Raw genomic sequence first — 22894 nt, forward strand, 5'->3', positions numbered from 1 at the left:
CTTATAAACATTATTTTACAGAAAAAGTTTCATACTCTCGGTTTATTTTCGCATAATATCGTCCGCAAAAGGTGTAAAATAAGGTGTATATTTTTCTATTTTACACCTTGCTGTTATCAATTAAAAATCGTAATTACACAATCCGAAGTCTGGCGATTTCTTTCCTGGCATCCTCAAGATTTACATGCGTATATGTATTCAGCGTTACGCTGATATCTGAGTGGCCCATCAAATATTGCAATGCTTTTGGATTCATTCCGGATTTTGCCATATTTGAGCAATAGGTGTGCCGACATACATGCGGTGTGATAACATTCATCTGCACTTTGTAAGTATTATTATATTTCTGAATGATGTGTTGAAAGTAATGCTCCCAGTGCAGAGAATAACAAATACTTCCGTTTTTATCAAAGTATAAGAATCCACTTTTTCCATCTACCATAGGTTCTGCTTTGGGCGGGTTTCGTTTTTCTATTATTTTCCGAAAGCATTCCTCTACATCTGCAGTCATAGGTATCTTTCTTGTTCCGCTGGTTGTCTTTGTTTCTTGAATATAATATCCGATTTTTGATTTCTTCTGCAATTGATGATCGATGTTGATTGTATGCTCCTTGAAATCAATATCAGAAATCGTCAAACCACAAAATTCCGAGATGCGAAGGCCTGTCTTGAATAATATGTAGATTCCTTCATAATACCTGCAAAAATGGGGATCCTCCTTCACAAACCGCAGAAACTTTCGTTCCTCCGCTCTGCTGATTGCCTCTCTTGTCACACTGTCATTCACGACCACTTCCATCAGCTGAAACTGAAATGGATTTTTCCTAATCAGATCATCATCCACCGCTAATTGAAATGCCGGACGAAGAACTCCTCGGATTGAATGAATGGAACTATAGCTTTTCTTTTCTACCTGCTGAAGATGTATCAGCCAACATTTTGCATCCGAAATCCGAACCGTATCAATCCTTCTTTTTCCAAATGAATCTTTCTTCAATAAATTGATAACTGTTCCGTATCCTGCAACTGTAGTAGGTCTGACACCGGTTTTTGTTGATGTATATTTTTCAACCAGTTCCAGCACCGTCATATTTCCGCCATTTGTTACAATCTGTTCAAAATGATCCGCCTGGATTTTCTTCTCCATCTCTCGAAGTGACAAAGCCCGGCGCTTTCCTTTCGGAGTTGCATCGTTATGGTCTAAGCGCCAGCTATATACGCAACGCTCCTTTCCCATCTCATCGACATACTTAAATCGATATCTGCCATCAGATAACTGTATTTCTCCATTGTGCAATATACGTCCTCTATGATCTCTCCTTTTTTCACTCATAATATTTCGTCTCCTTCATTAAATGTTCATTTAACTTGGAAGACCGTCTCGGTTTATTCATTATACCACAAGACCTTCCCTTCGCTAAGATAAAATGAACTTATTTTCATTACTATTTTTTCTATTCTATTACTTAAACTGTGCTGGCTGTATCCAGATAATCTTCAAATAATTTCCTTTTGAATCGGATATGAGAACCTACTTCCAAAATAAAATCTGCTCCTTCATTTTCACCTGCAATCTGTCTTAATCTCTTTTCTCCAATTCCATAATATTCTGCCGCTTCGGAAACATTTAAAGAATATTTCTTCCAAACAGGTATTGTTTTTTCTGTATGATTCATTCGCATTCCTCCTCCCCTTTGTTTGCATTTAACAACGTTTTTGCTTTCTCCATTTTCATACTTGCAATTGCTTCTCGTTTACTTGTGCCTCCAACATACATAGGCGTACACATTTCTAAAATACGGTCATAGATACGTCTTTTATCTAACAGGGTCTCGTTTTTTATTTCTTTCAGTGGAAGATTGGTCGTGATAATTAAAGGTCGTCCCGAACGGATCCTGCGGTCTATGACACTGAAAATAATTCCTAACGCATATTCTGAATTTCGTTCCACTCCAAGATCATCAATAATCAAAAGCTGATACGAAGCCAATGCATTGATATATTCCGTTTTGTCTGCCAGTGGAAATATATCATCGATAATGGTATTGAAGTTAGTCATCTTTACCGTTACTTCTCGTTTAAGAAGATCGTTGGCTATGCACCCGGCAACATAACTTTTCCCAGTGCCAACCGGACCCCAGAACAAACAGCCTATATGATTTCTTTTCATTTCCTCCCAGTTATCAACATATTTTTTTGCCTTATGCATTACCTCATCTGACATATCTGCATTCTCAAATGTCCACTCTTCCATTCTGCTCTCGTCAAAACAGATGCTCGTATTTCTACTAACTAATTCCCGGTGCTCTTTGTCTTTAAAATATTTTTGTTCTTCTTCATACGCTTTTCTGTCACAGGCACATTGCCTGGAATGTTTCTTCATCCCCATAAATCCACCCTTGGGGAAAAATGCTTCTTTCGCTTCCCCACAGACTTTGCAATATTGCAAACCATCACTGCCTACACATACAATATCTTCTTCTCTCATCACAAACTCTCTCCTTCCCCATAGCAATAATTTACTTCATGATATTTATTACTTTTATATTTCTCAGTTACTTTACTAGGTGCCACATTTCCGGCTTCTGCACAGCCATTTTTACGACCAGATGATGGTTGCTTTTCCGACTCTATTACAGCTATCTTTTCAACCGCCTTATCATCAACCGTCTGTAAACCGATCTCATCAGATGGAATTTTTACATATAAATGATTGGGTTTTGAAAATCCACCGGATCTACGAACCAATAGTCCCACATCATCTAATTCCTTCAATGCTGTTTTTACAGAAGATTTGCATTTGCCGATTTGAACAGACAATTCCTCTATCGGAAATATCAGATAAACATTTCCATATTTGTCTATCCAGCTATTCTTTCTCGATATCCGCGCCCGGTCATACAAAATCATATAAAGATATTTTGCAGTTTGAGAAATGCGCAGCTTTAGCAAAAACTTCGGAAACTGGAAGTACTGAAGCATCTGCTCTGACTCCTTCATGTATTCATATTGCATTCTTTTCTCGCCTCGTTTCTATTTCTAATTGTTGTAAAAAACATTTTTCTGCCGGCTCAAAAATGTCCTTACACATATTCAAAAGATGAAGGGCATAAATACAGGCTCTTGATGAAAATTTTTATTTTTTCCTGTCAAAAATACCCTTACATAAAACGAAACGCTGAGAGGCATTTTTACAGCCCCCTGAGGAAAACTTTTTTTATTTTTTTCGATTAATTAAATATTTGAAAACAAAAAACACTCACCTATTCCAAGTGAATGCCTTATCAAATTTCATTATTTTGTTGTCTGTAATTCTTATCCAGATATGCTTGCATATCTGCTAAAATGTAATTGCCGGCAATTATATTTTCACGTGGGTATGGGGACGTTATCTCCATCAAGTCTGCTACTCGTAAGTAATACAAAATTGTCAAAATGACAATACTGTAACACACGGGTGGATCTTGCTCTGGTTGTACACATGAATTCATACAATAATAGGCCCAAATGGGCACTTTCACCATTTGAGCCTATATATTATATGTCTTTTGGATAATAGCTAAAAAAGTAGCTGTCTAGACGGTATGTTTTTAACGTAGAATTGATTTTATGGCTGACACGGTATTTATCCATAGTATCATTGCATGCAAGTGTAAGAAATACCCAGTAAAATGCGTGGAAGATGCTGTATATTCCTCTGATCATACCTACAACTGAATATATAATCCCCAAGCAAAGTAATACCGGTAATTTGAGAATTAATTTAAATGTATCCCATAAAAAGCTCAATACGATCATGTTGAGCACCTCCTCTCTCTGAAATTTGTTTCGACTTGATGTATTTATTATAATTCATCATTCAATTCTACATTAAGTTCTCTCCGCTCTGCTGATACAATGTATATATTGGATAATTGATGAACTCTTGCATTTGCTCTTCACCATAAGAGTCAAAAATCTTTTTTGCTTCATCAAATTCTCCCAATAAGATAAATGCCCCCGCCCGATAATTGTTATTCTCTGATTTCTCAATAATCGAAAATAGTTCCGCTTTATCAGAATAACCTAGATATGTTTTTCGGATCTTAATTTGGTATTTATTGATAATACAAACTTCTCTTCCAATCAATTTAGGATGCTCCTGAAGCCAATCATTTATTTTTTTTGCTGTAACTAGTAGTTCATCATTTTTTGATTTATCATATGCCTTTATCATTTCGAGCATCAAAAGATTTGCCTCGTTGATTATTTCCTCTGAACATGGTAATAATTTAAAATCATCAGCAATCATTGGAAGACGTATATTATCATATTTTAAGAAATCGGCCATAGTCATTACGGTAAACTGTGAAATTCGTGTTGCTTTATCACCATCTTTCCAATAAGACTCCAGATGCTCTCCAAAATAATCATGCATATAATAGTATCCATCAGTGTGTTTGATATATATAACACCTAATGAAATATTTGATATTTTTAATAATTGAAGGCACTCTAATTGTCTCTCTTCCTCTCGAACGGGTTTATGTTTGCCATGTGCAGCAATCAAGAAATTAAGATTTTTCTCATCCTCCTCACTGAAATTCTCAATTTCTAAATCTTTTTTAACATGCATAGATTTCAACAAATCCAAAATATACTTTAACCAACTCAATCTATTAGAATACCCTTGTATTTTTTCTTCAAAGTGTTTTTCTTTTAGAAGGATTGAAATATGAGTATTTTCAATCTCATATCCATTATTGGCGTAAACCGCTTGGATAAACTCGAATCCTTTAATTTGTTCTCGTAAAGTACCTTTGACATCGATATGAATTGTGGTTTTGATAGATGATTCATTTGCATCTGCAACTACCGGTGTTGTCATCGTTAGACAATTACCAATAATCAATTTCGTATCAAATGCACTATGTAAAACAAGATAATGATTATAGTATTCTATTCCGTTAACAAAAATTTTCTTATCAAATTTCTGACATGTTGTAACCTGTGTAATATTCTGATGTTGTTCAACTGGAATCCCTATAGGATTGCCTTTAATATTTGCATATAATGTAATTGATTTGCCTTCCATTACCTGTGGAATTGTATTTGGAGATATCTCTTTTCCTACATGAGTAACGTGAAAACTGAGGCTTTCCATTATTCCCTTTCGGTTCAATTCGTCTATCGTTGGCAACCTTTTCCCTGCAAAACTTTTTTGTCTTTGAGCATCATTATATGCGTTAAGAACTACTTCTATTTTTTCTTTATTATCTGATGGAAAACTGAAAAAATCTATGGAATAAGAGTCCTGCGTTTGCTCCAGTATTTTCATAATTCTAATAGGCAAAAGATCTGCGTAGTATATTTGAAGTGCTTCACCTGTCTCTTTTTCAATATACACAACAAAGAACAATGTTCCACCATCCATCATGTATGCTTTTAAATCATCATATTTGACCCGATATTTAATTTTATCTTTCACCGATTTTGTCTTGACAGCTTTCCCCTTAACCTGAGTAGGTATTCTTTTAATATTCTTCTTCGAATGTCTGGAATTTTCATGTATATAAATATTGCCATCCCAACACGGTTCTTTATCTCCATCATTTATAAATCCACTCAACGTATCTGTTTTAGATATTGAAGATACGATTGCACTGGTTGCTATTTTTTCTAAATCCATCCATTAATCCTCAATTCTGTTGTTCTAAAAGAGAAACTATATACTTCATTACTTTGTCCTTGTCTTTGTCATTTAATCGATCATAAAGAAGTGAATAGTTGATCATTCTAATTTCAGAATTGCCAAGAAACGCTTCGAACTCTATCTCCGGAAATTCATCCGCAAATCCATATAACAATTCATTCGCACTTACCTTATACATCTCTGCAAACTTTGTAATCTCCTCAGCCCAGACCAGTCTTTTGTCTGATTCTATTGCACTTAAAGTCGTTCGAGACATCTCCATCTTTTCAGCTGCAGCACCCTGTCGAATCTTGGCATCTTTTCTTGCTTTTTTTAATCTTTCTCCAATTGTACGTTTCATCTTCGCCTCCAAAATGTCAGATATACTTACTTCTTTCAATATATCATATCCCATCCAATTTGTCAGCATTCCCGACTATTATACATAAAAAATAACGGGTAGCACGAATGCTATCCGTTGTTTTCTAAAGGATTATTTTGCAAGTCGAGGTCTTCTGGAATCTATGTAAATCATGTAGATGTATTAGAAAAGCACTGGATTTATAAGGCTTTGTCCAAAAAGTACGCGTCCTGCCTTGGCAAACGAAAAGCTTTAGAATAGGTTTCGTGATTTATCGCTTTATTCCAAGATTTGCCCCATTTTACGGGATTTCTTGGCATTTCTCTTTTTTCATTATTTTTGCCAAAGTTTACTACACTTTGGAAAGATTTAGCAAGTACATCTACAAATGTAGTAGTCGAAATAGTAGTAAAACCGGGATGGTTGACTACAAAGATTTTTCCCTTTTGCTCAACATTACATACACACCCGTGCTATCCTTCTCAATCGGATATCCCCAGTTTATCAAAGTAACCACCACATCTTCTAATCCATCTGACAATACATTTCCACGTATCATATACATTGAAATTGCAGACATAATAGAATGGACATCCCCCGCTGAAAGATTATCCTTATCTTCCATCAATAAGCGCATTCTTTTCTCTGCTTCATCGCAATTCTTATCTGTGTTTAGATAGTAGTCGGCAGCTTGTCCGTGTGCATGAATTATTCCTGCATTCGATGCTCTTAATATAAACTCTTGATATAACTCAATATTGTGGTCAATGACAAAAGATCTATCCATATAGATTTTAATCACGTCACACCAAGTTTTAAGTCTATCGTCACTAGATAAAATCCTCTGAATGTCTTTATCCATATCTTTTGTTCTTTGTACCTGGTCGATACGTTCTTCATCTATGGATTTTTGCATTTCAATAATTTCTGCTGAATATCTTTGCCTATATTCTAGTCTAATCTCGTCCGGGATATCAGTTTCCCATTCATCAACGGTATCAATAAAACGCTGTAAATTCGTAAGCGAAAGAAACGCATATCTATATAACTCCTCACACTCTTCATTTTCGTCAGAATGACCATTAACATTTCTATCCTCCGTAAGTTGCTCTATTGCCTTTCTTGTTTCAACTTTGGACGGGAATATATATGAACATTTATGAATAACCTCCGATATAAATGTTACATCCATATCGTCAATTTCATAGTTTTCGATACCTCTTGTTCTCATTATTTTATATGCAGGCTTATACTTTGCTGGAGAATATTTTACAGCTATCTGAGTCTTCTCATATAACTGATTTTTCCAATCTTCAACAGCAACCATCTTCAAATAGTCCTGACACGCATTACATCTTATTTTTTTTATATCTGAAATTCGATTTCGTATATGCATACTTAATCCCCCCCAAACATAATAATAAAAAAGGGCATATAACCTCTTGGCTATACACCCTTATCTACGAAATTAACAATTGCACTGTTCAGCAATTGCAAACTCCTTGCAAGCATTAACCATTTGGGTTGACACTCTTTCGGCTGCGTAGTCATCCATTTTCACTGCGAAAATGATTCCAACTGCAGACGCACCAAGGGCAACAACAAACTTCCAGTCGATTGTGACGGATAAGTTACTCATAGCACTACCTCCTTTCTGAAGCCCACGCTTCAATTACCTCGGTATGCCATGTTGCCCATTCCAATATAAATTGGAATACTATAGAATATCACAATCATCCTGTTTGTCAATACTTTTTTATAATAACATACACCTCTAAAATAAACCACACAAAAATAACGCCCGGCCTAAGCCAAAGCGCCACTTTCTGCTATATTAAATTATCTTGAACTGTTTCTGGAAAACGCCTTTGCATTGCTCTTCTTCGGGAGTTTGACACATTGAAATCAAAAAAAGTACCTCAAAGCCTTGGCTTAACAGTGATAAGGAACTAATTTACTTATCAACTGTTAGCTGACGGTTTCCGGGGTGCATACGGATAAATCCCGTCTGATTTCTAACAGGAAGTCAGACGGGATTTTCGCTTTATATTACGAATTATGGAGGACATACCATGAAAACCTTAATATCTTGTGCCTACAATATGGATAACTGCTGTGTAGAACTGAAATTCGCCGATAGCAGCATGATTGCGATTGATACCATTGCAGTGGAGAACGAGGTTGCCGACAATATGTATCAACGGTCAGAGCTTGACTATCTGATTTATAATGACCCGATTGGATATGCAGACCTTATCTTGAACGGCGATCCCGAAACCTATTTGAAAACTGTAACAGAATACAAGCCTTTGGATAGCTGACAACATGCTGCCCGCAGGAGAAAATCCTGCGGGCGTTTTTCTGTTTATATTATTTTCCACCGTTGGATCTCAGTTTTGGAAAGAAAATGACTATCTTAAAGCCCTTTCCCCACTGGGAAGTAGCTTCCAGACGAAGGTTTAGATCGTCAGCCATCTTCTTAACTAGGTAAAGCCCTATACCAGTAGCTTTCTTTCGGCTGTCAGTAGAATCCCCGGTAAAGCCCTTTTGAAAAATATACGGCAGATCATATTTTTTTACACCAATGCCGTTATCCTCAACAGAAAGGACATCTGCGGTCTCCGAATGTATCATGGAAATCATTAGCATGGGACTATCGCTGCTATATTTGATGGAATTGCTCACGATTTGTCCCAACATAAACTGAATCCCTCTACGGTCTGTATAAACTGTTTCATATTGCAGTTTGTTGAGAATTACAAACTGCTTTTCTTCCAGAAGTGGGGCATAGTCCTCCAGAACTTCCCCCAAGCAGTCATTCAAATTGACATCTTCAAACCGATAATCCTTTGTACTGCTCTTTAACCGGGCATAGTAAAGCATCTGCGTGACATTCTCCTGAAGTTGACTACGGACATAATCCAACTTAGCTTGCAGGGAAGGCGATATTTCGTCGATTCGGTTATCCAAAAGCATGGTCAGCAACGACAGGGGCGTTTTCGCTTCATGTGCCCAGCCTTCCACATATTCTTCATAGTCCCGTAGGGCATCTGCCATACTGCTGCTCTCATTTTTGTGTTCCTGTAAAACTGAGGCCAGAAGCCGGATAGATTCTCCTTCTTCCCGGCTGATGACACTGAGCAGCCTTTCCTCGTTGCAGATGGTAGGATCACTGAGGAAATCCCGGAACAGCTCCCGGCGGGTGGTCTCCCGCTTGTTTAGTACAAACAGGATCGCTGAAAACAGAAGGATGCTTGTCAGAACCACTAACTCAATCAAGGTCTGAAATGCCTGAATGTCAGAAATCCAAAGAATGATAAAACAAAAGCAATCCACCCCCAGCAGCAACAGCAGCCAAGGGTAGTACCGTTCTATTATGCGCCAAAACTGCTTCATGGAGATACCTCCGCTTCCAAACGATAGCCCATCCCACGAACCGCAACGATTCGTTGCTTCATCTCCAGACCGGACATCGTCTTTTTCAACCGGGTCAGGTTAACCTGCAAGGCATTTTCGTCTATGTATTCTGTGGTTCCCCATAGTGCTAAGCAAAGCTGCTCCGTCGTGACCAGAGCATCACCACTGGCCAAAAGAGCAACCAACAGTTTTCCCTGATTTTTGGGAAGCACCACAGAGGTGTTATGAATATAAAGTGTGTAAGTCTGCTGATCCAACAAGAAATCCAATCCCTCTATGAGGTTGGTACGGCCTTCATACCTTTTGAGAATATTGGATACCCTGGCAAGAAGCCGGTCTTTTCTGCACGGCTTCGTCAAATATTCATCTGCACCCAACTGGAACGCTTGCAGTTCATCCTTTACCTGGTCTCTGGAAGTCAGCACCAGGACGGGGATAGCGGTTTTATTCTTTAGCTCCTGGCAGATTTGAAAGCCACTGATCTCCGGCAAATTCAGGTCTAAGATCACAAGGTCAGGGCGGAGGGCTGCCAAGAGCCGAGCGGCATCTTCAAACTCGGTGATTGCCTCCACAAGATACCCGTCCTTTTGGAGCATATTGCAGAGTTCTTCCCGCATATAGACTTCATCTTCCACAACAGCAATTCTTTTCACGACAGCACCTCCTTCCCAATTATTCTTCTCTCTGCGACTGCATCAGTGTCAGCAAATACCGATCACTGGAGTGCTTGACCACTCTCATATAAATATATTCTATCACGCAAAGCAGCAAAATCATAGCAGTAGATACAAGTAGCATTTCAGACACTGTCCCACGGGTTCGGGACGAGAGTATCCCTGTAAACAACGCTCTGACTCCAAACAGACTGCTGACAGCTGCAACCAATACAGGAAGTCCCATAAACCACGCAATCTGCTTTCCGGCAGACTGGCAAAGGCTTTCGTAAGTGGCTCCCAGGCGGATCAGGGTCTGGTATCTACGCCCGGTTTTCTGCTGGCTCATCAGGAACTGAACACCCACAATGGTGTTGGCAACCACCAGGAACACAATCGCCAGATAGAGGGTAATATAGCTGGATGCTACGGTATAGAAAAGCTGGCGTCCCATGTTCTGAAGATAGCTTTCATATTCGATACCTATTTCGTCCAGCTCCTCGTTCAGACCAGAATAGGCAGTCATAAGGCTATTTCCTTCCATAGCCTGCTCACTGAGTACCGCATTCACATACGTATCATACATTCCTTGGGTATGATAGAGGAAGGCTTCATCTGGAAGAATCAATGCAAAGGACAAAGTAATAGAACGATCCGTAATCAAATTTACAGACTGAACCTCTCCAGTAAGATAAATCGGACTGCCAACCAGTTCCGTTTCAGGCTGTTCAGTAAGTATGCCGTTCAGCATTGCGGTACGATTTACAGTAGTAAAGTCGAAACCTATATAAACAGCGGCTTCATCTTCACTTAATTTAATGACAGGCCTGCCGGACAATTCCAGTAAACGATTATAGTCCGACAGACAAATCAAATACGGGGATGTGGCATAACCAAGATTGTCCAGAAGGACATCCCGATCTTCCGACTGGGGCAGGCTCCGAAGAGAGTCCATAACAGCGTCCATGCTGTAGGCATTCTCATAATCTTCTGTGGTGCGAATATGCCCAACCTTCATTTCAAAAAGCTCAGAAAACTGATTTTCCAAACCGTTTTCTTTCAGGACTGCCTGTATATTTGGAAGAACCTGCGCCGAATCTTCAACGGTATGATCTTCAAAGGTATAGTCGATTACATGGCCAGTGGATAGATTGTTCGTTCCTGCGATTCCCACGCCTGCACCAAAGCAACACAGTGCTGCCAGAATCAGCAGAGAGCTGATTGCCATGGAGCTTGACTGATGAATGACATTCTCCTGAATTTGACGGAAGGTAAATACATGAAGCTGCTTATTTCCCTTGCCTTTTTTAACAATCAGTGCAATCAGTGCCCGCATTCCATAGAACAGCAGCATCGTACCAGCCGAACCCAACAGTAAAGTCAGCCCCATCATACTTACCTTCGTCCATGCAATTCCCTGAATCGCCATGCAGTAAGCCACTGCCAACATCACACTTCCGCATACAGCAGCCAGCCCATAGATAACAGAGGGCATTTGCTTTTGGGAGCGGTTCGTCGGCTGGGATAATAAAGTTCCAATCTCCTGTCGGCTGATCTTTCCGCTCAAAATCAGAAGTGCCAGCAGTTTAATACCCAAGAATCCTGCCAGTGTCCATTTTATTGCAGACCAAGACAAAGAAAAATGATGGCCGATGATCCCCATACCCACAAGCTTAGCGGTGACAAGACTAACAATTTCCGAAAGCACTACAGCCGTAGGTAAGCCAATGAGCAGCGCCAGAATACTGCTTAACAAATCCTCCGCCAAAAGCATACAGAACAGTTTGCTTCTGCGCATTCCCAACATCAGATAGACACCAAACTCGTGGCGTCTGCGCTCAAATTGATACTTGCAGGCGAAGTAAATCAAGAAGAAAAGAATACCCAAGGTCACTCCGTAAAACACAGGAATTAGAAGCAGGAGACTGTTCACTGCATCGCTCTCCATTTTCTGCAAAAAAATCATTACATCCTGGGTGGAGATGGAAAGAATCATATAAAAGGCAATAATAGAAATCACCAGGGAGCTGAAAAACAGGCCGTTTTCCTTTCGGCTGCGGCGACAGTTTCGAAAAATCAGATTAGAGAACATTGGAACTCCCCCCTCCCAGTTGCGCCATCACCTTCAAGATGCGTCCGTAGAACTCCTGTCGGCTTTCATCTCCACGGCGAAGCTCATGGAAGATCACACCGTCCTGGATGAACAGAATACGCTTGCAAAAGCTGGCAGCATTAGAATCATGGGTCACCATCAAGATCGTTGCCTGTTCGTCGCAGTTCAATCCGGACAGTTTTTCCATAATGTTTCTTGCATTCTTGGAATCCAAAGCACCGGTAGGCTCGTCGGCAAGAATCATTCTGGGGTTCAGGATTAGTGCCCTTGCTGCCGCTACACGCTGGCGCTGCCCCCCAGACATCTTGGAGGGAAATTTGTCCAGAACATCGTTGATTTCCAGATACTTCGCCAACTGGCTTAGACGCTGGTTGCTCTCCTTTTCGGGTATACCATGCAAAGAAGTTGGAAGCAGTATATTTTCACGTCCGGTCAGATTATCCAGTAGCTCAAAATTCTGAAATAGATAACCAACTTTTTTTCCACGGTAATCTGCAAGAGTCCTTCCCTTGAGTGCTTGCAGATTAACGCCCTCCACCTGAATGCTTCCACCTGTGGGTTGAATCACAGTCGCAATACAATTGAGCAGTGTGGATTTACCAGAACCGCTGCTTCCCATAATGCCAAGAAACTCTCCCGGCATCACCTGGAAGGTGATCCCATTCAGTGCCTTTGTTTGACTTGGCACATTGCCATAGATTTTTGTTAAATTTTCAATATTCAAAATGGGTTTCATGTGAATACCTCCTATCATTTGTAATAAAATGATAGCATGGGAACACAGCAAATACCACTTACAGTTGTTGTAAGGATTCAAGATATAAGTGGCGGCTCAAGAGGACGAGCATATATTTTGTGAGAACATCAGGCGACAATGATAAAATATACCGGATCGCCTCATTGGCAAACCAGTTCGTTTTAATTGTATCCCAATCAGCAAGCCGGACAATCGACCCTGTGCCGCTTTCAAAATCGAATACAATTTCGCCCCATTCGCCGTCGCAGTCTGCTTGATATTCGTAGATTGCGGCGGCGATTTTCTTTTTTCGTTTGGTTTTGGATTTTTGTTTCAGCCGGACAGCATGGATTGCACCTTCAGCAACCAGAAGTTCCGTCAGTTTGTCCACTGCTCTGCGGTAGGCTCGCTCTGCACCGCTGGCGTTGTAATGCTGATTTCTGCCGTAGCTGCAATCCTGTGAACCGTACCAGATGTCTGCAAGCTTGCTCATTGTCTTTGGCTTTTTCTTGTTGACCTGCTCTAAGAATCTTGGGTCAACCGTTCTGCAGTAGCGTCTCATTCTGCCTCTGTCAAGGTCAAGTGCCTCGGCTATCAGACTTTCGTGGCTTGCCATGATGTTTGCAAGGTTTCTCATTGTCTGTGGGGTATGTCCCTTGGCTCCGATGTGAATGTGTACTCCGCATCCCCTTGTTGCATCACTCTTGGTCCCTGCCTTTCTAAGTTTCCTGATCAGTTCCTGCAAGGTTTCCATATCTTCGTATTTAAGAATCGGTGTAACCATTTCGCATTTGTGGGCATCATCTCCGGCAATGCTGACATCCTTTTGAAATTTCCATTCTCTGCCCTGCTCATCCCATGCTGACCAGGTCATGTAACCATTTCTGCTTGCTGTATTTTCGTATCTTCCTGTTCCAAAGAAATCGGCTGCAAGTCTTGCCGCCTTATCTCTTTTGATATTGTTCATCTCGACCTCAACTCCGATGGTCTGTTTTTTCATTTTCTCAATCTGATGTGCTATTTTTTCGTTCATTCTATGTACCTCCGTTTGGTGTATTTCTTTCCTTTTGGTAGTACTATATATCACTCTAAAAGCACATAATATCAAGTTAATTAGAGCCATATTCTACACAATCTTTCAGCTAAAAAACTGTGTATTTTTGACCATTATTCTTCAGTGATTTTACGGCATTTGTCTTCGCCATAGACCACATTCAGACTGCTTCCGTTGTCCCAGCTGACCATAATTGAAGCAGTATCATCAATGCCTCTTCTTTTCTAGTTTCATATCTTCTCTCAGAACAAATCTTCGAATCACCGGATTTCTTAATACATTTTCAATTTGCTGCCATACTTGTTTTCGGTCATTTGGAATATTTATTACTCTTGATTTACCTTTCATACCCAACACATCAATATTTAAATATTCCAGTTCATCAAAACACCGGCTTGCAGATTTTGTTGACACTCCTATTCGTTTTGCTGCATCAGATACTTTCACTTCATTCCATCGTTCATAAATAGCCATCAGAAGCATTTTTTGCGTCAAAAATGAAATCAGATAAACTGGTGCCAATTCTCTTTCATTTTCCTTACTCAACAAATATCCAATAAATGGAAGAAATACCTGCTTTCCTTCTATTACAAAAGGAATTCCTTCTTCCATCATCTTTTCTTTTATATAAAATGTTGTTCGATCAAGAAATATTGCACAATTTAATCCTGTCATTTTTTCCACGCCAGCTCTGTCTCTACGTAACATAACAAGTCCGACATTATCTTTGGGATGAATAGCCATCCATAATACACCATTCGTCTCTACCGTAAAAATATCATATCTTCCACAATATGCTAACGGGAGCTTTTTATACACCTCTTTATTCTCCGTCATTATTACATTTTGCCTTAATGTTTTTTCCAAAAATTCTTTCATATTAATCACCTTTTTATAAGCGTGACTCTTTTTACGTCACATTTGTAATTCATCATATATTATTTGATTTTTCAAGTAATATATGCTTACATAAACTCCAAGAAAAAAGACGTAAGATTCATCTCACGCCTTCCTATTCTAACTATTCCTATCCGGTCTTCCAAAGGTGTAAATAAGGTGCAAATTATTCGTCAATCATCAAAAAATCCTTTAAAACCAAGGCTTTCACGGCATCCCTTAAACACTGCCGTGGCAGATAAAAAGTACTCTAATCATAAAATTCTCCTGTTCTGAAATACCCTGTAATGCCGAGTTTTGCGTTGGTTTATCGGCTTTTCCGGGCATCATCTTTTTTCTTGTTTATAACTACACTTTTTACAAAATACTTCAAAATGGTGCAATTCAAAGCAATGTGTAGTAGTCAAATCGTAGTCAGTTAAGGGGGTTCAGACTACTGACGGGGGTGTGCATTATTTAACGAAGGAGGGGCAGAGATAGGCATACTCTTGTATTATCGTCTATAAAAACTAAAACATCAATTTGGGGCTGTTGCTCTAGTTTCAGTTACACAAACTTGAAATTGTAAATCTTAAAAAATGGTTTTCAAGTAATTTATCCAGTCGGATAACCCTTCTTGATTAAACTCCAACAAGGCTTTCGAATATATATGAAACGCTTCTGAATCGCTTTCTTCCATAAAATGTAATGCTTTTTTGGGACCATAATAGTGTATGCCTTTTATATCAAAATATATTTCAAGGCTGTCACACAATAACCAATGCCAACGATAGTAACCTTCAACATCTCCTCGCATTGTGCGTAACAGCATCTTTTCACACCATTTAATTTCCTGCGAAACATCTTTTGCCGTTTTTAAAGGAATATGTTCTATATAGTCAAGTACATTCTTTTTTAGCCATCCACCCATTCCGTTTTTATCCAGTATGATTTTCCCATCCCACACCTGTGCAAACTCAGCCGGGTCGTACTCCGACAGGAACTGATCCGGCGGATAAATAAATACATCAAGAACAACGCCATCAACAAAAGATGAATCATGCAGTTTTTCTTTTCCTGCAATAATAAGTGTATCAAAGTCACTATTCAGATTTGCACTTCCGTCAGCAAAAGAACCATAGACAATTATCGATTCCGGTTGATAAGTCTTTTTCAAATAGTCTATTATTTTGTCCGTACTTTTCATTACATTCGCCTCCTCAAATACCGATTTCTCAGTTTCAAAAACTGGAATTTAGTTTTGCATGAGTTTTACATACTCCGCAACCAAAAAGATGTTTTTCAAATCTTCCTCATCTAATCCACGGTAGACAAACAAATCATCGTGCAGTGGCATTACTTCCTCGATATTTTCGCTTTCAATATGAAATTCTCCTGTGCTTAAATCAATGCCGACAAGAGCATTGCCTGTCTTATAGCTTTTTATATTAGGAAGCACACCTTTGGGCAATTTGTTGCGAGAGAATGCATTCTCTGTGATATTGAGTGCAACTATTTCTTGAAAAGCTGCATCGTTAAATACTTGATGGGCATATTTATTTCTGAAATATTGGTCTACTTCTGTTCCTGTTTTTCGGTTTGGCTTCATCGCTGCATGGTGTGCTTCAAAAATTCGTTTCCACTCTGCAAGCATTTCTGCTGTTGGTTTAACGGTTAGCATTTTGTTTCCTCCTCTACAACTTCCGATTGAGATTTCACCTGTTTTAAGAGATTTAATAACTGTTATATTTTGTTATTAAATTCTCCGCAAACCCTTGAAAACACTGAATTTATCACTGGTGAACTTTCCCTTATTGTTTCCCTTGTGTTATATTGTCCCGCCAGTGTTTACGAACTCTGATAAGGGTAAATACAAGGGCAAGAAAATCCTATAAAACAGTATAACACAAAATAAAAGTGACATGGTGAACTGATTGAAATGCTTCTGATTTTTGCAACAAATGATTGATTTAACGATAATGAGATTTGATACGATGAGAACAATATTTGCAGAATACAATCCCAACCGTTGCTAATACAGAAAGTAAGCCCGCTGCTGCGAGAATTATCTGCAACTGCCCCAGATTGATGTTTGGCAGGTTACAGTCAGGTAACGCTGGAAAAAACTAATTCCTGAATTTGATTCTTTTTTCATGATATCTGCTCTCTCTCCTTAAATTATTTACAACAATCCCCGTCACCGCATCCAAGGCAAGTAAGGGATTCTATAAAGTGTTTGTAATTCATCAATGTCTCACAATTCAAAGAATAGTGATGCCATTTTCCTTCCTTACGATCATTCACAAGGCCGCATCCTACCAGTATCTTCATATGATGGGATAAAGTTGGCTGGGTAATTTCAAATCTTTCCAAAAGTTTACACCCGCACTTTTCTCCATCCGACAGCATCTGTACAATTTCCAGCCGGTTCGCATCGCCCAAAGCCTTGCATATCAAAGCCACATCCATTGCATTCATATTGACACCTCACATTGATCATTGTCTATGTTCAATATAATATATACATAGATATTTGTCAATGTATGTATTTTAAAAAAGAGAATCAAGTTTTTGATTCTCTTCATACATTCATTATAGCTTTTATCATCCATTTTATTTGCCCCAAACAGCCGCTGCATTCGACCTTACAAGCAGTTCTTCCACAGGCAGACCAATCGGACAAATATCATGACAAGATAACGACTTCCCGCATCCCTCAAAATATTTCTTCTTATATTCAGCAGAAATCTCATTCAAATGAGTGCTTTCCTGTTCTTCATTCAGAATCCGAAATGCGTTGACTGCAGCAACAGCGCCTGCGAAAGTCCCATTTGCAGAGAAGTTAGGACACACTTCAAGGCAGCAGCCACACATCAGACAGCGTGCCGACTGGTATCTCGGTTCATGTGTCCACGAACTCATATAAGCTTCACTTTCAAGCCAAAGGTTCAGTTTTTTCAAATTTTCAAACAGATTTGACCGGTCAACGATCAAATCTCTTACAAGCGGAAATTTGCTTAAAGGTTCCAAGGTGATTGTAGAACCTTTTAACATATGTAGAAATGTAGAGCATGCCAGCCTCGGACGTTCGTTAATCAGCATGGCGCAAGCCCCACATTTTCGCACCATACAGCTACATTCCCAGCTGATGGGAGTAACTATAGTTCCTGAGTTATCTTTCAAAGGAGTTCTACTGTTCAATTCCTTTAGAACAGTGGCAACAGAGCTGTTTTTGCTTCCGTCAAACTCAAATTCCTGCCAATAACTATCTGTTTTCTGACTCTCCTGCCGCCTGATTTTTATTTTATATACCAAGTGAATCACCGCCTTTCTGGAACAGGTACAAAGGAAATCTGTATCTGCTTTCCATCAAATCTGGCTACCGTTGTTTTAAGGTAATCATTGTCATTGCTCTTCGGATAATCCTCCCGCCAGTGTGCACCACGGCTTTCTTTTCTTGCAAGAGCACTCTTTAGAACTGCCATGCCAAGCAATGGAAGATTTCCTGTCAGCGCTTGTACCGTTTGAATCCCATTTAACAACGTATTCTCATTTCTGACAACGCCCATAGTCTCCTGCATCACTTTGTTTAATTGCTTTATTTCTGAAATTTGAGACGCTGGTGGAAAATCTATCTGTGTCGCACAAGATAGATCTACTACATCTGCCTGTTCGCATGCTGATTTTGCCGCAACACGTCCTCCGTATAACGCTCCTAACAGAGAATTTCCACCAAGACGGTTGGCACCATGATATTGGGCACAGCATTCTCCGGCAGCGTAAAGATTCTGAATCGGCGTTCTGTGCTGCTCATCCACCAGAATGCCTCCCATAAAATAGTGAATTCCCGGTAAAACAGACACCGGTTCCTTTCGTATATCTTTATGCAGATAGGTCATACAATCGTCTGCCAGACCAGATAGCTTATTTGAAATAATCTCGTCCGATATTTCCGTCATGTCAAGAAATACCTCTGATTCATGGCTGACCTTCCATATCTCTCTGGCGGTAATATCTCGTGGCATCAGATTTCCAAGCTCCGGGTATTTTTCCTCCATGAAATACCATTGTTTTCCATCTTTCATGGCAAACAACCTGCCACCTTCCCCTCTGGCCGCCTCGCTGATGAGCATGCGTTTTCCACCACATTTCACAGTTGTCGGATGATACTGGATCATCTCGCCATTTGCCAGAGGAACACCAAGCCGGAACAATTCTGCGGTGACTTCTCCTGTATTGCTCAGCGAACCCGTTGTATTTCCAAACAATCCGTGCATACCACCGGTGGCAACAATAACCGCATCCCCCGGTAATTCCACAGTCTCCTGACTGCATTCATCCCTGATTACGCAGCCACAACAAATATTGTCACACAGACGAAGTGTTAGGAAAGAATGATGGCTGAACCGTTCTACCATACCAGATGCTTCTTTCCTGCGAACAGCGTCTATCATAGCTGTCATGATCTGCTTCCCGGTATCGCTCTGCGCAAAAGCAGTCCTTTTCTTTTTCTGCCCGCCAAAATTCCGCAGATCCACATCATCATAGCCGCTCATGTTAAATTGAACTCCAAGTTCTAACAGCCAGTGCACCAGCTCCGGTGCTGCCTGTGTCATTCCCCAAACTGCATTTGGATCTGCCAGACCACATGCTGCCTTTATTGTATCTGTAAAATGTTCTTCGGGACTGTCGTTTTCATCTTTTGTATTCAAAGCTGCGTTGATACCGCCCTCCGCCATAACAGACTGTGCCCGCTCTGACGGAAGGGAGGAAACCAGTTTTACATTGCATCCATTTTCCGCTGCCTGCAAAGCCGCTGAAAGTCCTGCCAGTCCAGCACCTATAATAATAATTGTCTTACTCATAGATATTGCCACCCAATATAATAGAAAATAACTGCGCCCGCTATAAACAGAAGGAGCACCGAAAGAATCAAATAAATATCACCCCTTCGTTCTTTATAACTGATGATTCCCAGCGATACGAGCAATGGGCGGATATTGATAAAAATATGAACAAAGATTGCCGCCACGAACAAAAGCTGAGTTACCATCTTTACCGTTGTAAAAGGGAACAAAATATATGTCCCATTCTGCACCTTTCCAAACAAGCCAATATGGAAGAACAGCAGAATCAGTATTGCCATCCCACTGGCTCGTCTCGCCCAAAATATGGCGTTCTGTTTCAGATACATTTTTCCGGATTGCTTCGCTGTCTGTAAACTCTGAACTGTCAGGATGACACCAATCACCGTATGCACAACAAGAATACCAACACCAATCCATGCAAGAAGTTTCCCTGCACTACTTCCAACTCCGTTCAGCATAAAGCTTCCCATGATTCCATGAATCATAAAAATGAGAAGCATTAAAACAGACAAAATCGTATTCCATTTTCTCATAAATTCCCGCTCACCTCATTTCTTCGCTGTCCATGATCATATAGTCCATCTGTGATAACGTTGTAACGTCAATAAAATCATCCGATGCCAGGAATACATCATACTTTCCACTTACCACTCTTGACAGCATCATTGTGTTACTGTACTCTTTCAGATCTACGGAAAAACCGGCCTGTTTCAACCTGTCACAGAGTTTCTTAGCATAACTGACAAGCGGATAATCCGTCTCAGATACATATAACCGAAAACTAATGTCCGTTTTCATGAGATCTGTTTCATTTGTTTCCGAATCGTCCAGTGCCAATTCTTTTAATTTATTCCGGGTGTTCTCGTTGTCGAGACCATCTGACATCATATTAATACCGAGAACATAAGAGCCTTCCAACTGTGCGGAGGCTTGAGCCGCCTTTTTTGACTTCGGTGTTGCTCCTGTGACTGCATCAATCATAGAAGGCGGTGAATGTAATATGACACCAAAACCTACAAGAAAAACAATCGTAACAACTAACAGAATCAGTTTTCGTTTCACATTCCCACCTCATTTCCTATTTTTTCAAAATTCTCATTGCGTTCAAAACAGCAATTATGGTAACGCCTACATCACCAAATACAGCTTCCCACATTCCCGCAATACCAAGAGCGCCAAGAATCAGGAACACACTCTTAATCCCAAGAGCAATCACTATATTCTGCATGACAATCTGTTTTGTCGCTTTTGCTACTTCAATTGCGTCCACCAGCTTAGACGGTTCATCTATCATCAGAACTACATCTGCTGCTTCAATGGCCGCATCCGAACCAAGCCCACCCATTGCAATACCAACATCTGCACGGGCAAGGACAGGAGCGTCATTGATACCATCACCAACAAAAGCCAATTTGCTTCCCGGTCTCTTTTTACTATCTAAAAGCTCAACCTTTTCCACTTTTTGGTCAGGAAGTAGCTGTGCATAATATTCATCCAACTGCAATTCTTCTGCAACGGACTTCCCAATTTTTTCATCATCACCGGTAAGCATGACTGTTTTTTCCACGCCGATATGTTTCAGGTCAGAAATTGCTTTTTTACTGTCCGGCTTCACTTCATCTGTTATCAAAATACATCCTGCATATTGACCATCTACAGCCAAATAAACTTTTGTACCTGCGTTTTCACAGGTTGTGTACTCTATACATTCTGTATCCATAAGTTTCGTATTGCCAGCAAAAACTTTCTTTTCCCCTGCCATTACACTGATTCCATATCCTGAAATTTCCTTATAATCAGAAATCACTGACTGATCAATTTCTTTTCCATAAGCAGCAAGAATGGATTTTGCAATAGGATGGTTAGAAAAACTCTCTGCCTCTGCCGCATACTCCAGAACCTGTTCTTTTGAAAATCCATTTGCAGGCAAAATATCCGTCACATTGAAAACACCTTTTGTAAGTGTTCCGGTTTTATCGAACACAATAACGCTGACATTATTAAGTGCCTCTAAATAATTGCTTCCTTTTACAAGAACACCTCGTTTAGATGCTGCACCAATGCCGCCGAAGAAAGTCAGCGGGATTGAAATAACCAATGCACATGGACAAGATACCACAAGGAAAACAAATCCTCTGCGAATCCACTCTGTCCAGCCTCCGCCAAGAATGATCGGTGGCAGAATCGCCAGAAAAGCTGCTAAGATTACAACCACAGGTGTATAATAACGTGCAAATGTAGTAATAAAATTTTCTGTTGGTGCTTTTCGGCTTGACGCATTTTCCACAAGATCAATAATCTTTGAAGCCGTAGATTCACCAAATGCTTTTGTTGTCTTAATCATTAAGACACCCGTCTGATTCATACAACCGGAAAGTGCTTCGTCTCCTTTATGAACACTTCTCGGAACTGATTCTCCTGTTAAGGCGCTTGTATCCAGCATAGAATCTCCATCCAATACCACACCGTCTAATGGAATTTTTTCACCAGGCTTTACAATAATAATCTCACCAATGGAGACATTTTCTGGAGATATGGTAATCAATTCCCCATTTCTTCTTACTGTAGTAGAATCTGGACGTATATCCATTAAGTCTGATATAGATTTTCTGGAACGCTTAACAGCCAATGACTGAAAAAATTCACCTACCTGATAGAATAGCATAACAGCAACTGCTTCTGGATATTCACCAATGACAAAAGCCCCAATCGTAGAAACACTCATCAAAAAATGTTCATCAAATACACGCCCCTTTGAAATGTTCCTCACAGCCTGCCATACAACATCTCCACCAAGAATAACATAAGAAACAATGAGAAAAGCTAACTCGATAGGCAGTGGCACTTTCGCAAAAACAGTCAATGCCATACCAATGGCATAGATTGCTGCACCAGTCGCTAAACGAACTGTCAACTTCTTATCCTCATTGTTATAGGATTCATTGGCCTCCTGCTTTTTTTCCGGTATATAAGATTCCTGTACAATTTCAGAAACTTCCACATCTGGCTCATGGCTATGAACAATCGTTTCAATCTGACTGGCTATCGTATCTGCGGCTGTCTGAGCAACATTGATTGTAAGCGTCTGCTTCATCAGATTTACCACTGAGGATTGCACTCCATCCAACTCTCCGACTTCTTTTTC

Annotated in this window: 24 protein-coding genes; 1 reads left to right on the plus strand and 23 read right to left on the minus strand. The window is 39.9% G+C overall.

Going from position 1 to position 22894, the window contains the following annotated elements:
* Positions 1-133 precede the first annotated feature (133 nt).
* From DWW13_RS15845 to DWW13_RS15890, 8 genes are all read right to left on the minus strand, one after another.
* A complete protein-coding gene (locus DWW13_RS15845) occupies positions 134-1333 on the minus strand; it encodes a site-specific integrase (protein WP_118720544.1) in 1200 nt (399 codons plus the stop codon).
* Between the two features lie 133 nt (positions 1334-1466).
* A complete protein-coding gene (locus DWW13_RS15850) occupies positions 1467-1676 on the minus strand; it encodes a MerR family transcriptional regulator (protein ID WP_004844954.1) in 210 nt (69 codons plus the stop codon).
* Positions 1673-2488 (minus strand): ATP-binding protein, encoded by an 816-nt coding sequence (locus DWW13_RS15855; RefSeq protein ID WP_118720546.1) that lies wholly within the window; start codon positions 2486-2488, stop codon positions 1673-1675. The genes DWW13_RS15850 and DWW13_RS15855 overlap by 4 nt, the downstream gene beginning before the upstream one ends.
* Positions 2488-3015: a replication initiator protein A gene (locus DWW13_RS15860; RefSeq protein WP_023922610.1), complete on the minus strand. Its 528-nt coding sequence runs from the start codon at positions 3013-3015 to the stop codon at positions 2488-2490. The genes DWW13_RS15855 and DWW13_RS15860 overlap by 1 nt, the downstream gene beginning before the upstream one ends.
* An 850-nt stretch (positions 3016-3865) precedes the next feature.
* Positions 3866-5668 carry a hypothetical protein gene (locus DWW13_RS15875; RefSeq protein WP_023922612.1) on the minus strand — a complete coding sequence of 601 codons (1803 nt, stop codon included), beginning with the start codon at positions 5666-5668 and terminating at the stop codon, positions 3866-3868.
* A gap of 10 nt (positions 5669-5678) precedes the next feature.
* The gene (locus tag DWW13_RS15880) at positions 5679-6032 is read right to left on the minus strand and encodes a helix-turn-helix domain-containing protein (protein WP_023922613.1); all 354 of its coding nucleotides are present in this window, start codon (positions 6030-6032) and stop codon (positions 5679-5681) included.
* Positions 6033-6459: 427 nt separating this feature from the next.
* A complete protein-coding gene (locus DWW13_RS15885; protein ID WP_023922614.1) occupies positions 6460-7359 on the minus strand; it encodes a hypothetical protein in 900 nt (299 codons plus the stop codon).
* Positions 7360-7500: 141 nt separating this feature from the next.
* Positions 7501-7671 (minus strand): hypothetical protein, encoded by a 171-nt coding sequence (locus DWW13_RS15890; RefSeq protein WP_023922615.1) that lies wholly within the window; start codon positions 7669-7671, stop codon positions 7501-7503.
* Positions 7672-8104: 433 nt separating this feature from the next.
* Between DWW13_RS15890 and DWW13_RS15895 the strand changes: the two genes are divergently transcribed.
* Positions 8105-8353, plus strand: coding sequence for a DUF6061 family protein (locus DWW13_RS15895; RefSeq protein ID WP_117813853.1), 249 nt, complete (start codon positions 8105-8107; stop codon positions 8351-8353).
* A 49-nt stretch (positions 8354-8402) separates the two neighbouring features.
* On the opposite strand, the gene DWW13_RS15900 is transcribed toward DWW13_RS15895, so the two are convergent.
* From DWW13_RS15900 to DWW13_RS15975, 15 genes are all read right to left on the minus strand, one after another.
* Positions 8403-9428: a sensor histidine kinase gene (locus DWW13_RS15900; RefSeq protein ID WP_118720548.1), complete on the minus strand. Its 1026-nt coding sequence runs from the start codon at positions 9426-9428 to the stop codon at positions 8403-8405.
* Positions 9425-10102, minus strand: a complete 678-nt coding sequence (locus tag DWW13_RS15905; RefSeq protein WP_023922618.1) for a response regulator transcription factor — start codon at positions 10100-10102, stop codon at positions 9425-9427. Before DWW13_RS15905 ends, DWW13_RS15900 begins: the two co-directional genes overlap by 4 nt.
* Positions 10103-10121: 19 nt before the next feature.
* Positions 10122-12194 carry an ABC transporter permease gene (locus tag DWW13_RS15910; RefSeq protein ID WP_023922620.1) on the minus strand — a complete coding sequence of 691 codons (2073 nt, stop codon included), beginning with the start codon at positions 12192-12194 and terminating at the stop codon, positions 10122-10124.
* Entirely contained in the window at positions 12184-12951 is a 768-nt protein-coding gene (locus DWW13_RS15915; protein WP_023922622.1) for an ABC transporter ATP-binding protein, read from the minus strand. Before DWW13_RS15915 ends, DWW13_RS15910 begins: the two co-directional genes overlap by 11 nt.
* A 58-nt stretch (positions 12952-13009) precedes the next feature.
* Positions 13010-13984: an amidoligase family protein gene (locus tag DWW13_RS19525; RefSeq protein WP_023922623.1), complete on the minus strand. Its 975-nt coding sequence runs from the start codon at positions 13982-13984 to the stop codon at positions 13010-13012.
* Positions 13985-14118: 134 nt separating this feature from the next.
* Positions 14119-14196: a DUF4314 domain-containing protein gene (locus tag DWW13_RS15925; RefSeq protein WP_081717107.1), complete on the minus strand. Its 78-nt coding sequence runs from the start codon at positions 14194-14196 to the stop codon at positions 14119-14121.
* Positions 14197-14212: 16 nt separating this feature from the next.
* Positions 14213-14884 (minus strand): hypothetical protein, encoded by a 672-nt coding sequence (locus DWW13_RS15930; RefSeq protein ID WP_023922624.1) that lies wholly within the window; start codon positions 14882-14884, stop codon positions 14213-14215.
* Between the two features lie 589 nt (positions 14885-15473).
* On the minus strand, positions 15474-16088 hold the full coding sequence (locus DWW13_RS15935) for a nucleotidyltransferase domain-containing protein (RefSeq protein WP_118720550.1): 615 nt from the start codon (positions 16086-16088) through the stop codon (positions 15474-15476).
* 48 nt (positions 16089-16136) lie between these two features.
* Positions 16137-16562 carry a hypothetical protein gene (locus DWW13_RS15940; RefSeq protein WP_055268413.1) on the minus strand — a complete coding sequence of 142 codons (426 nt, stop codon included), beginning with the start codon at positions 16560-16562 and terminating at the stop codon, positions 16137-16139.
* Between the two features lie 497 nt (positions 16563-17059).
* Complete coding sequence (locus DWW13_RS15950; RefSeq protein ID WP_005330972.1) at positions 17060-17359, minus strand: ArsR/SmtB family transcription factor; 300 nt, start codon at positions 17357-17359, stop codon at positions 17060-17062.
* A gap of 135 nt (positions 17360-17494) precedes the next feature.
* On the minus strand, positions 17495-18205 hold the full coding sequence (locus DWW13_RS15955; RefSeq protein ID WP_330425622.1) for a succinate dehydrogenase/fumarate reductase iron-sulfur subunit: 711 nt from the start codon (positions 18203-18205) through the stop codon (positions 17495-17497).
* Positions 18202-19746, minus strand: a complete 1545-nt coding sequence (locus tag DWW13_RS15960) for an FAD-binding protein (protein ID WP_118720555.1) — start codon at positions 19744-19746, stop codon at positions 18202-18204. Before DWW13_RS15960 ends, DWW13_RS15955 begins: the two co-directional genes overlap by 4 nt.
* Positions 19743-20282 carry a pilus assembly protein PilX gene (locus DWW13_RS15965; RefSeq protein WP_117688774.1) on the minus strand — a complete coding sequence of 180 codons (540 nt, stop codon included), beginning with the start codon at positions 20280-20282 and terminating at the stop codon, positions 19743-19745. The genes DWW13_RS15960 and DWW13_RS15965 overlap by 4 nt, the downstream gene beginning before the upstream one ends.
* Positions 20283-20292: 10 nt before the next feature.
* Positions 20293-20811, minus strand: a complete 519-nt coding sequence (locus DWW13_RS15970) for a DUF6921 family protein (RefSeq protein ID WP_055058976.1) — start codon at positions 20809-20811, stop codon at positions 20293-20295.
* Positions 20812-20827: 16 nt separating this feature from the next.
* Positions 20828-22894 (minus strand): heavy metal translocating P-type ATPase (locus DWW13_RS15975; protein WP_118720557.1); only part of this gene is annotated, 2067 nt, incomplete at its 5' end.

Source organism: Blautia sp. AF14-40, assembly GCF_003479665.1.
Lineage (GTDB): Bacteria > Bacillota > Clostridia > Lachnospirales > Lachnospiraceae > Fusicatenibacter > Fusicatenibacter saccharivorans.